Raw genomic sequence first — 13,448 nt, 5'->3', positions numbered from 1 at the left:
CCTATAAGCTATCTTTAATTTCTCCTGCAACTTTGGCTACATTTGGAATTGGGTTTCTAAGATTATCAATAGTACCATATACAATTCCAATTAATGCAGATGTTCTTTTAACTGAAAACATCTGTGTTCCTGCATCCAAACACATTGCAGCAGATGCACAAGGGATTGCGGTTCCTTTTGCATGTCTTGTTACTACGTGGTTTCCATGGAATGTACCTGGTCCCCCACCACCATATATGGAGTGAGAGAAGAAACTAAATCCTACACCTACACCTTCTGTTCTACCGTAATCTACACCTGGAAGGCCAGTTTCATATTCCAACATATCGTTATAATATAATACTGTTGAAGCTACACCTTGAGCCGCTCTTGCAGCCCCTACATTAACGATGACTGCAGCAAGTAGGCCTGCAGCAGCATATGCATTCCACAATGCCCAATCTACAGGCTCATACATATTATATCCAGAAGGCATATTCTTCGCAACTCTAATAACATTGTCTTCAATTGCTCTTCCAACTAATGATTGAATTACAGTTCCAACGGTTCCTTTACCATTTTCTTTAACAATGTCAAATACCAAATTATCAGCATTTAAACCTTGATATGCCAATGTTAATAAATGCATTCTTTCAAATGCCCCAGTGGCATCACCTGTTTCAATCATAGCTGTTTGTTCCATAATTGAAGACAATGCTGCTGCATTTAAGGTTTGCTTATTGGTAATAGCAACTACATGGTTTGCCATGACATTTCTCAAACCATATCCTAATCCTTCCAATAATACTGGAGGGCCCAAAAGTGCGCTGATATTAGCACCTGAAAGGTCTACAGTTCTTGGATATGCTCCCATTACTGCAGTTTTAATTGTTGATGCATCAAACATGTTAACATCAAAACTATCAATAATGGCTTGAATGGTTGCAGCACCGGTTTGCATTGTTGAAACAGAATAGTCTGCAGCCACATTTAAACGTTCAAAAGGTAATTGAACCAATAATTGTTGGCCATCATTGATGAGGTCAACTGTTGTGTCATCATCTTCATTAACGCGAAGAATCTTTTTTATTTTACCTGCAATTACATCTGCATTTTCAACAATATCCAAATCTAATTCTCTGCCGGGGATGTATGTTGCTTTTCCACCCATTGCGGCATTTTTTAAACCATTTTCAATACCTGCTAAATTGACTGCACAAGATCTTTTAATATCATAAATCATTTCTTGTATAGCAGAATTTTTAAGCGGGCTAATGGATTCTAATGGTACGGACTCTTCAAGGATTTTTCCATCAGGGCCATACAAATCTAAATTGTCATCATAAATTTTCATTAGTAACCCCCTAAAATAATTTAGGCAATAAAAAACCTTATTCTGGTTTGCTAATTAAGTCAGTTTTACAACCTAGGTTTCCTTCTTTCATGTGAGGAGTTCTTAAGACTGTATCGTTTGCTTTTTCAATTTCCCTCGCTTCCTGTGCTAATTTAGCAGCGCATGCAGCAATTTCGTGAGCAGCAGCTACCAATGGGATGAAGTTTTCGAAACCTTTGGTCATGAAACAACCTTTCATGTCTAAGTTAGCAACTGCACCTGCCATTTCATATGCTGCAATAGCTTTTGCTTTTGCATATGGGTTTGCAAATCTGCCAGCTTCTGCAGCTTTTTCAGCAGTAATAATTAGCTTAGGCAATTCAATTTCACCTGATTCTGCTTGTTCAATTACATCATCAATAGTTTTTTGAACTAATCTTAAAGCACCGGTTTCAGCGAGTACTTTTAAGATGTCGGAGTTGAAAATAGCCATTTCAGTTGGGTCTAACCATTCTCTTTTTGCACCAATCATAGGATCAGACATTACGATAATGTAACCTAAACCTTGTTCATCCATTTCATCTTTTTTGCCTTTACCAGGTGCATCACCAACGATAATAGCAGGAACATCTTTTTCAGATAACATTTCTCTTGCTTTAGCTGGTCCAGGTGCTCCTGGGTTTGGGCTAATAAAGATTGCGAAATCAGGCTCAAATGCATCTATTTTAGGAACAACATCTTCAACCTGTTCCGGGTTCATTTTTGCTCCAGATCCAAATGTCCTTACATCGATATTTGGTCTGTCTGCTCTTTCGTCTAACAATAGGTCAATAACCGGTGAAGTACCGATATTGCCACTTTTAATTATTGCGATTTTTACAACCATAGTATCACATTTTTTTTACATTATTTTTTCATTAATAAAAAAAATAAACTTGAAATATAATATTATTGAGAATAATTACTAAGAATATAGGGATATAACTTCAATAGCAGTAAACAGTGAAAGAAACATTATAATTTCCAATTATCTTCAGCATTATTAATCTTTAAAAAGGTTATTAGGAAGAGATGAATAGTTATTATATAATAACTATCCAAAACTCCATATGGCTAGCTAATAGCTTTGATTTGATGATCATAATCTAATTGAGTTTAGTTAAAGTCTTATGAAACTCCCCATTTTTGTTAGAGTTTTTTAATCCAGTTAAATCCATTTATAATTCTCATGTTCCAATGACAAATTTGAATTTTTTCATCTAAAGAACTTGCCTACAATAACAGAGCACCTTTTATAAAAAAAGCCCCCCATTTCTTATCATTTATTACAACATTAATTTTACATCAGATGAGTTAAAGAGAGTATCCGGAACATGTTCACTTTTTAAATTTGAATATTGATTCTTTGATAAAATATGAACTGATTCACGTGTTATAGAAATCATATCCATTAGAACATTACATGCCTGATAAAATATTATTTGAGAAACATCTCCTTGATTGAATTCTTCAAATAAATCTAATTTTAAAATCCCCTCAACTTTAAAGTTTAGATTAAAATTTTCACTTGACTTTAGAACAACTGTGAAATTTATTTCATCCTGATCTGTATTAGTATATTCCACAAACCAATCAATATCTAAATTTAAATTTGTATTTTTGGGATTTATGTCATCTCTAATCAATCCAATTTTCTGCATATAAATTTCCATGATACTCTCCAGCTTGTTAATAACAATTCAGTTAAATTATAAAATTAGACATGTCTAATTAAATAATTAATTATCATTGGGAGTAATAACCATATAAACTTTATTAAAGTATTACTTTTGATTTATGAAGTTTAATTTAAAAAATAAGCATTTTAAAGCATTTAAATTTTTTAAAAAAAAAATAAATCGCCACGATTTAAATTTGCTAAATCGACATTTAATCTTTTAAATTAAATAATACTTTTTAAAAAAGTATGAACTTAAATAATTATAAGTAAAATTAAAAATAAAGAAATTTTATCATGTTTAATTATAAAAAACCTATAATTATATTTTTATATCCTATAAAATTACCATGTAAAAATTATTGAAGTGTATAAATATTTTGACAGTAAAATTAAATTGTAATACTTTTTATAAAATTATTACTACTTAAAAACATAATAAATTATAAAAAAGTATTACAAATATGGGAAAACAACACTTAATTTTCAACTTAACCTTGTCAACCACTTTAAAAGGAAATTTTTAGTTAGTAATAGTTTATAAAAAATACTACTTAAAAATCTAGTTTATTTATAAAGAAAACCTAAATGAATACGAACATTTCGTATAAAACGCATAAAAAAGTTCCGATACTTATCAATTTCCAGCACTAAAACTCTAATAAAAAATTTATTTTGATTAATTATAAACTTTTAGAGGTTCTCCGGAATTTAATTTGAATAATATTATTAACTTTTAAAAGCAGATGTTTAACTATGTATCAAGATATGATAATCATTCGTGGAGCAAAGGTTCATAACTTAAAAAACATTGACATTGACATTCCACTTGGAAAGATTGTGGCCATCAGCGGAGTTTCAGGATCCGGCAAATCATCACTAGCACTAGGAGTACTATACTCAGAAGGGTCTAGAAGATATTTGGATGCATTATCCACATATACCCGCCGAAGAATCTCACAAACCCGAAAAGCTCAAGTCGATTTAGTTCAATATGTTCCGGCCGCATTAGCACTACATCAAAGACCAAATGTTCCTAACATCAGGTCCACTTTTGGAACTTCAACTGAACTTTTAAACTCACTTAGATTATTATATTCTCGATGCGGGAATTATACATGTCCTAATGGTCACATTCAAGAGCCAACTTTAAATGTGGCCCGTGAAATCCCAATCAAATGCCCTGAATGTGGCGTGGAATTCTATGGATTGGGTGCCGAGGAATATGCATTTAACTCGGATGGAGCATGTCCAACATGCGAAGGTACAGGTTTAATTAGAGACGTCGATGACTCAAAATTGATATTAGACGATAGCAAAACACTGGAAGAGGGGGCAGTTGATGCCTGGAATCAATTTGGCATCTCATGGATGTATCATGTTGCAGGTGAACTTGGTGTTCGGTTGGATGTTCCGTTTAAAGATTTAACTGACGATGAAAAGGATATTGTTTATAATGGCCCTACAGTGAAAAAATATATCAACATCCCATCCAAAAATGGCAAATTATTTGAATTGAATGCAGAATACAGAAATGCTCATAAAGCTATTGAAGAGGCTTTAAGAAATGCAAAAACAGAAAAGGGATTAACTAAAATCAATAAATTTTTAACAACAACCGTTTGTAGCGATTGTGGAGGAACAAGATTAAATTCAAAAGCTCGTGAAACTCTATTGGGAGGAATAAATCTTGCAGATGCATGTAAAATGAATTTAAAAGATTTGGTTTCATGGGTAAATGATATCGTGACCGAATTACCTGACAATATTCGTGAAATGGCACAGGATATTGTAGAGGAATTCATGGACAATGCAAATATCCTACTTGATTTAGGTTTGGGTTATATTTCCCTTGATAGGCCTTCAAATACCTTATCTACCGGTGAGCTTCAGAGAGTTCAAATTGCAAAAACATTGAAAAATCATACAACCGGAGTATTATATGTTTTAGACGAGCCGTCAATCGGTCTGCATCCAAATAACGTTGATGGACTAATAAATGTTATTAAAAGATTAGTGGATGATGGAAATTCAATTATCCTAGTTGACCATGACACGAAAATATTAGGTATTGCCGATTATATGATTGAGCTTGGCCCAAATGCGGGAGCTGACGGTGGAAGCATAATAGCTAAAGGAAGTTTAGATGAGATTGTAAATAATCCTTCCTCACAAATCGCCCCATTTTTAACTAATTCTGAAAAAATCATCATAAGGGACAAATCAGACAATATTTTTGAAAATGGTGAAATTGAAATTAAAACCTCTGAAATCCATAATGTTAAAGAGATGGCAATAAAAATTCCTAAAGGAAAATTAACTGTTGTAAGTGGAGTTTCAGGAAGCGGTAAAACCACCCTACTTTTAGAATCCATGTATCCTGCAATCAAATCTTACATTAACGGAGAAGATTTGCCAGATAATGTAATAGATTTAGAATGCGAAGATATTAAAAAGATTGAGTTGATCGATAGCGTTCCGATTGGAAAGAATGTTAGAAGTACCGTTGCAACATACTCAAAAGTTCTAGATGACTTAAGAAGGGAATTTGCTAAATTGAGTGATGAGTATAAAATGTCTGATTTCTCATACAATACCGGAAAATTAAGGTGTGAAACTTGTAACGGGACAGGCAATGTGTCTATGGATGTTCAATTCCTACCGGATGTTGAAATGACCTGTCCTGATTGTAATGGTCTTAGATATGATAAAAAAGTCGAAGATATTAAATATAATGGGCTTTCTATTGCAGATGTTATGAATCTAACAATTGATGAAGCTCTAGAAGAGTTATTTGAACTTAAAAAGGTTACAGGTAAACTTCAAAAATTATCTGATTTGGGTTTGGGCTATTTAACATTAGGTGAATCAACTCCAAGTTTGTCTGGCGGTGAAGCGCAAAGATTAAAATTAGCATCGGAAATCGGGAAATCACAAAAAAATTCCATATTTATATTTGATGAACCGACAATTGGCCTCCATCCATTAGATGTTAAAGTTCTTATTGATGTATTTGATAATTTAATAGACCGGGGAGCGACTGTTATTGTAATAGAACATGATCTGGATTTAATAGCTAATGCCGATTACATTATTGATATTGGAATTGATGAAGAGTATTTTGGTGGTGAAATACTTGCAAAAGGCAGTTTAGAAGATATAATTAGTACCCCTGGAAGTTTAACTGGGAAATATTTAACTGAAAAACTATAAATCAACTTAATTGATTTCCCTCACTAAAAACTCTTTATTTTATATAAAGAAATCCCCCTAAGAATACGAACATTTCGTATAAAACAAAATTATATATAATAAAAATATCAAATAAATTATTAAATTCATAGTTTAAATTATGGATTTAAACCAAAATTGGAGATTAAAATATGAAAGCTAATGCGCAAAAAATAGCTGATGGAGTATACTGGATTGGTGTACTCGATTGGGATTTAAGAACCTATCACGGTTACACATTAGACGGTACCACATACAATGCTTACCTTGTATTTGGTGAAGATGAAGTAGCATTAATCGACAATGCTTACCCTGGAAAAACAAAAGAAATGATGGCACGTATCGACGACGCTTTTGCTCAAGAGGGCAGAGACGTCAAAGTTGACTACATCATTCAAAACCACGTTGAAAAAGACCATTCCGGTGTTTTAGTTGACTTGCACAAAAGATTCCCTGAAGCACCGATTTACTGTACAAAAATAGCAGTCAACGGCCTTTTAAAACACTACCCTTCCCTGGAAGGAGCCGAATTCATTACAGTTGGAACCGGTGACTCCTTAGATGTTGGCGGAAGAACCTTGGCATTTTTAGATGCATTCCTATTGCACTGGCCAGACAGCATGTTTACCTTGCTTGCTGATGAAACCGGTATTTTATTCCCTAATGACGCATTCGGTCAACACTTATGTTTCACCCAAAGATTCTCAGATGAGATTCCGGAATATGTGTTAATGGATGCAGCTCAAAAATTCTATGCAAACCTAATTACACCTCTTTCAAAATTAGTGCTTAAAAAATTAAACGAAGTTGTTGAATTAGGTTTATTGGACTCAATAAAAATGATCGCCCCGTCCCACGGTCAAATCTGGACAGACCCGATGCAAATTATTGGAGCTTACCAGAACTGGGCTACAGGTGTATGTGAAGACAAAATCACAATTATTTACGACACAATGCACTACTCAACCCAACAGATGGCTCATGAAATTGCAGAAGGTGCAATGTCTGAAGGTTATGATGTGGAAATCTTTTTCCTGCACGAGGACGAAAGATCAGAAATTGTCAAAAGTATCCTAACCAGTAAGGGAATTGCTGTCGGTGATCCTACAATCAACGATGTTCCATACCCAAGTATCGGAGACATCATGTACTACTTAAAAGGATTGCTCTTCAACAGAACAGGAATTGTCAGAAAAGCTGTTACCTTCGGTTCAATGGGAGGCAAAGGTGGAACACCTGCCATGCTTGCCGAAGAATTAGGAAACTATGGATTTGACATTGTAGACACACAAGAAATTACATTTGTGCCAACTGCAGAAGAAGATGAAGCAAGCTACAACTTAGGTGTAGCATTAGCTAAAGCATGTAAAGAATTATAATGGTGATAATATGGTAAAATACGAACATGAAATTGGAATTACTAAAGACACCCCTGTAGAAAACTACGTTGCAGGAAACTTTGAAGGAGAAACCAACGAAGTAGGTATTTACCTGGCTATGTCCAGACAGGCATCCCGTGAAGGCTATGGAGAATTAGCTGAAGTATTTAAAAGATTAGCATGGGAAGAAGCTGAACACGCTGCAAGATTCTGTGAAATGAACGGAATCATCAAACCTACCCTCAAAGAAAACATCGAATGGATGATGGGTGGAGAAAAAATGGCTAACGCCGAAAAAAGAGAAGCAGCTGACAAAGCTGAAGAAGCAGGTATCGAAACCGCTGCTGATTTCTTCCGTGAAAGTTCCAAAGATGAAGGACGTCACTACAAAATCCTTGAAGGTATCCTAGAAAGATACTTCTAAATAGAAAAGAATTTAATTATTCTTTCCTATTTTTTTATTTTTACAGAAAACTTTTTATTAATATCGTAATTGCTGTTTTTCAATGTAAGGACAAACTTGTGTTTTCCCCTGCTTAATTTCTTTGTGCTTAGCTTAAAGACACCTTTTGAATTGGTCTTGACAGAAACTGTTTTTCCGGTGTCCAGCTTAAGCTTGAACTGGGTATTTTTAATGAGCCTTTTGCTTGCCTTGTTTTTCACGGTAACCTTCAGTTTAAAAGATTTCTTGACTGACTTTGGAGCCTCGATTTTAGCTGTCGCCTTGTTGATTTTTATCCAGGACTTCTTATCGGAAACCTTGATATTGCCGTTTGCCGAAGATATGACTACAGTATGCTTTCCGCCTGAAAGGCCTGAAGTGTCAAAGGTAGCTACACCGTTTTTATCACACTTAAGAGTGTATGTTTGGTATGTTTTACCCGTATATACCTTTAAGGTGAGCTTAGCTGCTGAAACACCCCTGTTTGTTTTGGTGTTGACAACAGTGATTTTCAGCAGTTTGCCTGAATCATAGGTTGCGGTTAGGGCATTTACCTCCAGTTTACTTGGAGCCTTAACGACACTGATTGTCTTGTTGTTGTGGCAAACCCCTGACGTTATCTTCATGCTCAGCGTATAATTTCCCCTTTTAATATCTATCGGAACTTTAAGAGAGACTATTCCATTTGAATCTGTTGTCAGCAAATCGGTTTTGTATTCATTTGGGCCTGAAAAGTATAATCTTATGGTCTGTGAAAGCGGCATGTTCCATGGTGAAGTCAATTTTACTTTCAATTCGATGTCGCCAAAATAAGAATTGATTATGGTATATTCGCCGACGAATGTTCCATAGACATTTTCCCCGCCACTTGGAGCGGCATTACCTTCATACCTGCAGTTTGATGATGACACATCTTCAATCTTTGAATATATTGCACCTCCCCTTACGGAAGCGGCATTCCTAACAAATTCACAGTTATTCACTCTGCATTTGTCGTCATTAATCAGTAGGGCTCCACCGTATTGGGCGGAATTTCCATAGAAATATGAATCTGTTAGATTCAATTCGCCCAGCTTTGTATAGATTGCTCCACCAGATTCCCCTGCAGTGTTTTCAATGAAATTGCAGTTTGAGATTTTGGTTAATCCGTATTTTGAAAATATTGCTCCTCCGTCTTCGATAGCCCTGTTTTTTGTGAAATTGCAGTCCTCAATGGAAACGTTTGACATGTATGAATAATCGAAAACCTTTACATGAACCGCTCCACCCTTTGCTGCCGTATTGCCTTCAAAAAGACAGTTTTTTACGAGTGCAGAACGTGAAGCGTCCAGAATAACAATTGAAGATGTATTTGCAAAGTTGTTTCTGAATACTGAATCGGTAATTTCTCCCCTTCCAAGCTCATCGAGATAGAGTGCGCATGTGGAGTATGCCATATTGTCCTCAAACAAGCAATTGCTGAGCTGCAGGTGACTTTCCTTATATCCCAGATCATTGAAGCTGACGATGAGAAGAGTTGTAAGATATGCATTGTTCTTTCTAAAGACCGTATTGTTCAGCCTTAGATTTGTGCCTATATTGGCGGTGATTGCACTTCCCATTCCACTTTTGAATTCCTTCCAGTCAAGGTCACTTTCCCTTATGCTGGTGTTGTTGTAAAACAGACAGTCATAGACTTCCATGCTTGTATCATGGTTGCAGTATATTCCTCCTCCATTGGCATTGTAGACCTTATTGTTAATGAAAGCACAATTCTTAAGGGTCAAAGTTGAATTCGGCATCATAAGAATCCCTGCGCCGTCAGTTATGGCATACATATTTTTAAACGTGATGTTTTCAAGGACGATGCTGCAGTTTGACTCGATAACGAATCCTTTGGCAAGGAAATTTCCGTCAATACAGCAGTCATTCCTACCGAGGATTGTCATATCCTTTGATATGTAAATACCATCAATGAATGATTCGTTGTCCAAAGCCGAATCATATCTGTAGCTTTCATTCAACGTTAATGTCGAATCCTGTGTTTCATTAATCCTGTTGTTTAAATCCGTATATGTTTTAACTGAAGATATATCTGCATCAGCAGCATCTGTGATCAAATCCATATCAGTCTGGTTATCTTTAGCCTGAATTGGAGATAAAATCAATAGAATGAAAAATAAAACAGACACCGCTATTAACATCTTTTTCATCAAATAATCACCTGATTTTAAAAAAATAAAATTCTTACATAATACTTATAATACTGCATAATATAAATTTTTGCATCACAAAAATCCTGCAACTATGCTGAATACGATAATCATTGCCAAAACGACAGACAGGGCATTTACAAATGGCTTGTAGTACTCTTCCGACAGTCTGTAGCTGAGCAATATCTCAAGCATATAGCCTCCATCCAAAGGCTTGATTGGAAGCAGGTTAAAAAGACCGATTCCAAGATTCAGCATTGCAACCCACTGGAACAATTCAACAAGTTCGAATAAAATCCATGGAAGCGGGCCCAAGCTATTGTCAGTCAATTCAAAATGCTTATTTGCCTGAATTCCGAAAAATCCTCTGGATTCATTGTTCGGATTTTTGCCGAGAGTTACATGATACGTTCCCTGATCCGTTTTGACCGTCACATTGTCTCCCGGGGAATATGAAGTTACAATTTCACCATATGAAGAGGCATTATTGATTTTTTGATTGTCGATGGCTTCCAAAATCATGCCTTCCTTCAGTATTCCTTCAGAAGGCGAATCAGAAACTATCCTGTCTATTTCAATACCGTCTTCCTCAAAATAATGAGGTATTCCGGATGATGCCAGTGACAACAGCACCAAAGCGATCAAGGCCAAGGTTACATTGGCTATAGAACCTGCAGCATAAACCCTCAGTCTTGAAGTTCTTTTTGCTTGCTTGAGCTTGTCCTCATCAGGCTCTACAAATGCCCCCGGAATGATTGCAAAAAGCAATAATCCGATTGACTTGATTGGTATCTTTTCTCCAACGGCCTGTACGCCATGGGAAAACTCGTGAACTACCAGAACAGTTGCAAGCCCTATCAATCCGTAGACAAATGGAACATAAATCTGAGAGCCCGGAATGTCTACACCTGGAATAACAATTGAAACGCTCGGAGTCTCAAAGACACTTGGCAACGTGGATACAATCGACCATGTTATGAATACCATGGCTCCAAAAGCGACAATAACCCCTACATTCATGTACCATCGCCAGAATTTAGGTGAAATGTTGTTGATTCGGGATATGAATCCCCTTAACCTTTGGGTCTTCCACATGATGACCGGGAAGTTGAGTTCAACTCCATGCTTTGACAACTTTTCATGGAATATTGCAACCAGTACCCAGATGACCACAAAGGCTATCAAATAATAATAAATCCCATTCATTAAAATGACACTTCCTCTACCAAAGTAGTGAATCGAAAAAGACTACGTCAACTATATCGCCCTTCTGATATCCTTCATCATTTTCATCTATTATGATATAGCTGTTCGCCTCAACCATTGACCGAATAATGCCAGAACCCCTGTTCAGCACATGCCTTGCATACTCGTCGTCTGCAACTGCACGGATGAAATCTGTCCTTCCAAGCTGTGAAGGTATCTTGAGCTGGGATGTTCTTTTAACTATATGAAAATCAAATGACCTGCCCTGCATTTCAAAGAGGTATTTTCTGGCAAACATGTCGAACTGAGACATTGCGGCTACAGGCTGGCCTGAAAATGTGAAAACCATCTTGCCGTTAATGACTCCTGCCCCTGCAGGTTTTCCAGGTCTGATTGCAACACCATGGAACAGTATCTCCCCAATGTCATCAACAACGTCAAGAACAACATCGCCCTTGCTGATGGCAGTTCCTCCTGTAGTCATGATAACGTCATAATCTTTTGAAGCCTCTAGAATAGCTTCTTTTACTTCATCGAATGAATCACCGGCATGCATAATATCGCATAGGGCTCCTGAATCCTCAACCATCGCATTTATTGTAAACTGATTGGAATTGATGATTTTAGCCTTATCGATTTCTTCCTTGGTCGGTTCCACAAGCTCATTGCCGGTTATGATTATTTTGACCCTTGGCTTTTTATAGACTTTAACCGTATCGTAGCCCGCTGATGCTATAAGGCCCAATTCCTGGTATCTGATGAATGTGTTCTTATCAATAATCTTTTGGCCCTTCTCAATGTCTTCAGATTTTGGGCTGATGTTTTCTCCTGGAGTTACCTGAGAGTATATTGTCAGGTCATCGCCGTCAGTAGTTGTGTATTCCTTCATCAGAACCGCATTTGCCCCTTCAGGAATTGGAGCGCCGGTAGCTATAACAATGGCCTCATTTTGATTGACCTTCTTTTCTGTGAAATCTCCTGCACCGATTGCATCTATAATCTTGAATTCCTTTGGCGCTGAATTTGATGCCCCAAAGGTATCTTCTGCAATTAAAGCAAATCCGTCCATCGCTGATTTATCAAATGGCGGTGAATCATGAAATGCCATAATATCCTCAGCCAAAACCCTTTTGTGAGCATCATGAATGGAAATCTCTTCAATATCAGTGACCTTATGATGGTCACTGATTAGATTTCTGGCATTTGTTAATGAATCAAGCTTTGATAAAAACATGTTTAAAACTCCCCCAGTTTAAATTATGCCATGTACTTTTCAATAACACCATGATATGCATCATATAAGTCTTCAAAACTGAATTCATGTCCGTTTACATTTAAAGAAGTGCCTTTGACTTCACCGATGACCTGACATGGAACATCGATTTTTGCCAAAATGTCATCCAAAGCATCCACTTTGACTGTCAACAGGTATCTTGCATGACTTTCAGAGTATAACAATTGGATTTTGTCCAGTTCATCATCAGTCAGGTTTACATCGCATCCTTTTCCTGATTTGATAACCATTTCTGACAGTGCAACTGCAAGGCCTCCTGCTGAAACGTCGTGGACTGCAGTGATGTTTTTATCCTTATCGTTGGAGATTAAATCAAGTACGCATTGACCGTTTGCAACTTCTTCATCAATTCTTATCCTTGGAGCGGTTCCCTTTTCTAAATTATGAATGCATCTGTGGTATTCAGAACCTGTAAGCTCGTCATAGGTCTTACCGATTAAAATGATTTTATCCCCTTCGTTTTTGAAGTCCATGGTCCTAATGTTTTCGATATCTTCCACACCGATTACGCCGACTGCAGGAGTCGGATTGATCTTGATTCCTTCGGTTTCATTGTAGAAACTTACATTACCGCTGATGACAGGTGCGTTGAAGTTCTCAGCAACTAGAGCCATTCCTTCAATGGCTGTCTTGAATTGCCATAATATTTCCGGAGTTTCAGGATTACCGAAGTTA

Annotated in this window: 10 protein-coding genes; 3 read left to right on the top strand and 7 right to left on the bottom strand. The window is 36.5% G+C overall.

Annotated elements, in window-relative coordinates; all coding sequences use genetic code 11:
• Position 1: 1 nt before the first annotated feature.
• The 3 genes from mcrB to ACJMLO_RS00040 form a co-directional block, all read right to left on the bottom strand.
• Positions 2-1,333 (bottom strand): coenzyme-B sulfoethylthiotransferase subunit beta, encoded by a 1,332-nt coding sequence (gene mcrB / locus ACJMLO_RS00050; RefSeq protein WP_405292689.1) that lies wholly within the window; start codon positions 1,331-1,333, stop codon positions 2-4.
• 37 nt (positions 1,334-1,370) lie between these two features.
• The gene (locus ACJMLO_RS00045) at positions 1,371-2,198 is read right to left on the bottom strand and encodes a F420-dependent methylenetetrahydromethanopterin dehydrogenase (protein ID WP_405292687.1); all 828 of its coding nucleotides are present in this window, start codon (positions 2,196-2,198) and stop codon (positions 1,371-1,373) included.
• A gap of 439 nt (positions 2,199-2,637) precedes the next feature.
• A complete protein-coding gene (locus tag ACJMLO_RS00040) occupies positions 2,638-3,024 on the bottom strand; it encodes a pilus assembly protein (protein WP_405292685.1) in 387 nt (128 codons plus the stop codon).
• A 761-nt stretch (positions 3,025-3,785) separates the two neighbouring features.
• Between ACJMLO_RS00040 and ACJMLO_RS00035 the strand changes: the two genes are divergently transcribed.
• The 3 genes from ACJMLO_RS00035 (at position 3,786) to ACJMLO_RS00025 (ending at position 8,063) form a co-directional block, all read left to right on the top strand.
• The gene (locus tag ACJMLO_RS00035) at positions 3,786-6,242 is read left to right on the top strand and encodes an excinuclease ABC subunit UvrA (protein WP_350480413.1); all 2,457 of its coding nucleotides are present in this window, start codon (positions 3,786-3,788) and stop codon (positions 6,240-6,242) included.
• Positions 6,243-6,412: 170 nt separating this feature from the next.
• A complete protein-coding gene (locus ACJMLO_RS00030) occupies positions 6,413-7,639 on the top strand; it encodes an FprA family A-type flavoprotein (protein ID WP_405292683.1) in 1,227 nt (408 codons plus the stop codon).
• Positions 7,640-7,649: 10 nt separating this feature from the next.
• Entirely contained in the window at positions 7,650-8,063 is a 414-nt protein-coding gene (locus tag ACJMLO_RS00025) for a ferritin family protein (protein ID WP_292846084.1), read from the top strand.
• A 26-nt stretch (positions 8,064-8,089) separates the two neighbouring features.
• On the opposite strand, the gene ACJMLO_RS00020 is transcribed toward ACJMLO_RS00025, so the two are convergent.
• From ACJMLO_RS00020 to ACJMLO_RS00005, 4 genes are all read right to left on the bottom strand, one after another.
• The gene (locus ACJMLO_RS00020; protein ID WP_405292681.1) at positions 8,090-10,273 is read right to left on the bottom strand and encodes a hypothetical protein; all 2,184 of its coding nucleotides are present in this window, start codon (positions 10,271-10,273) and stop codon (positions 8,090-8,092) included.
• Positions 10,274-10,348: 75 nt separating this feature from the next.
• Positions 10,349-11,479: a site-2 protease family protein gene (locus tag ACJMLO_RS00015; protein WP_405292679.1), complete on the bottom strand. Its 1,131-nt coding sequence runs from the start codon at positions 11,477-11,479 to the stop codon at positions 10,349-10,351.
• A gap of 16 nt (positions 11,480-11,495) precedes the next feature.
• Positions 11,496-12,713, bottom strand: a complete 1,218-nt coding sequence (gene glp / locus ACJMLO_RS00010; RefSeq protein WP_405292677.1) for a gephyrin-like molybdotransferase Glp — start codon at positions 12,711-12,713, stop codon at positions 11,496-11,498.
• Between the two features lie 23 nt (positions 12,714-12,736).
• The coding region (locus ACJMLO_RS00005; RefSeq protein WP_405292675.1) for an AIR synthase-related protein at positions 12,737-13,448 on the bottom strand (712 nt) is incomplete at its 5' end.

The sequence above is a fragment of the Methanobrevibacter sp. genome (genome assembly GCF_045120835.1).
In the GTDB taxonomy this organism is placed as follows: Archaea; Methanobacteriota; Methanobacteria; order Methanobacteriales; family Methanobacteriaceae; genus Methanocatella.
Note: the sequence above shows the minus strand (reverse complement) of the source record. Positions and strands in the feature narration are given on the sequence as shown.

What these genes read in the sequence shown, in the direction of transcription:
- ACJMLO_RS00020 (WP_405292681.1), bottom strand. Translation starts at nt 10,273, where the DNA reads ATGAAAAAGATGTTAATAGCGGTGTCTGTTTTATTTTTCATTCTATTG.
- ACJMLO_RS00045 (WP_405292687.1), bottom strand. Translation starts at nt 2,198, where the DNA reads ATGGTTGTAAAAATCGCAATAATTAAAAGTGGCAATATCGGTACTTCA.
- ACJMLO_RS00025 (WP_292846084.1), top strand. Translation starts at nt 7,650, where the DNA reads ATGGTAAAATACGAACATGAAATTGGAATTACTAAAGACACCCCTGTA.
- ACJMLO_RS00030 (WP_405292683.1), top strand. Translation starts at nt 6,413, where the DNA reads ATGAAAGCTAATGCGCAAAAAATAGCTGATGGAGTATACTGGATTGGT.
- glp (WP_405292677.1), bottom strand. Translation starts at nt 12,713, where the DNA reads ATGTTTTTATCAAAGCTTGATTCATTAACAAATGCCAGAAATCTAATC.
- ACJMLO_RS00035 (WP_350480413.1), top strand. Translation starts at nt 3,786, where the DNA reads ATGTATCAAGATATGATAATCATTCGTGGAGCAAAGGTTCATAACTTA.
- ACJMLO_RS00040 (WP_405292685.1), bottom strand. Translation starts at nt 3,024, where the DNA reads ATGGAAATTTATATGCAGAAAATTGGATTGATTAGAGATGACATAAAT.
- mcrB (WP_405292689.1), bottom strand. Translation starts at nt 1,333, where the DNA reads ATGAAAATTTATGATGACAATTTAGATTTGTATGGCCCTGATGGAAAA.
- ACJMLO_RS00015 (WP_405292679.1), bottom strand. Translation starts at nt 11,479, where the DNA reads ATGAATGGGATTTATTATTATTTGATAGCCTTTGTGGTCATCTGGGTA.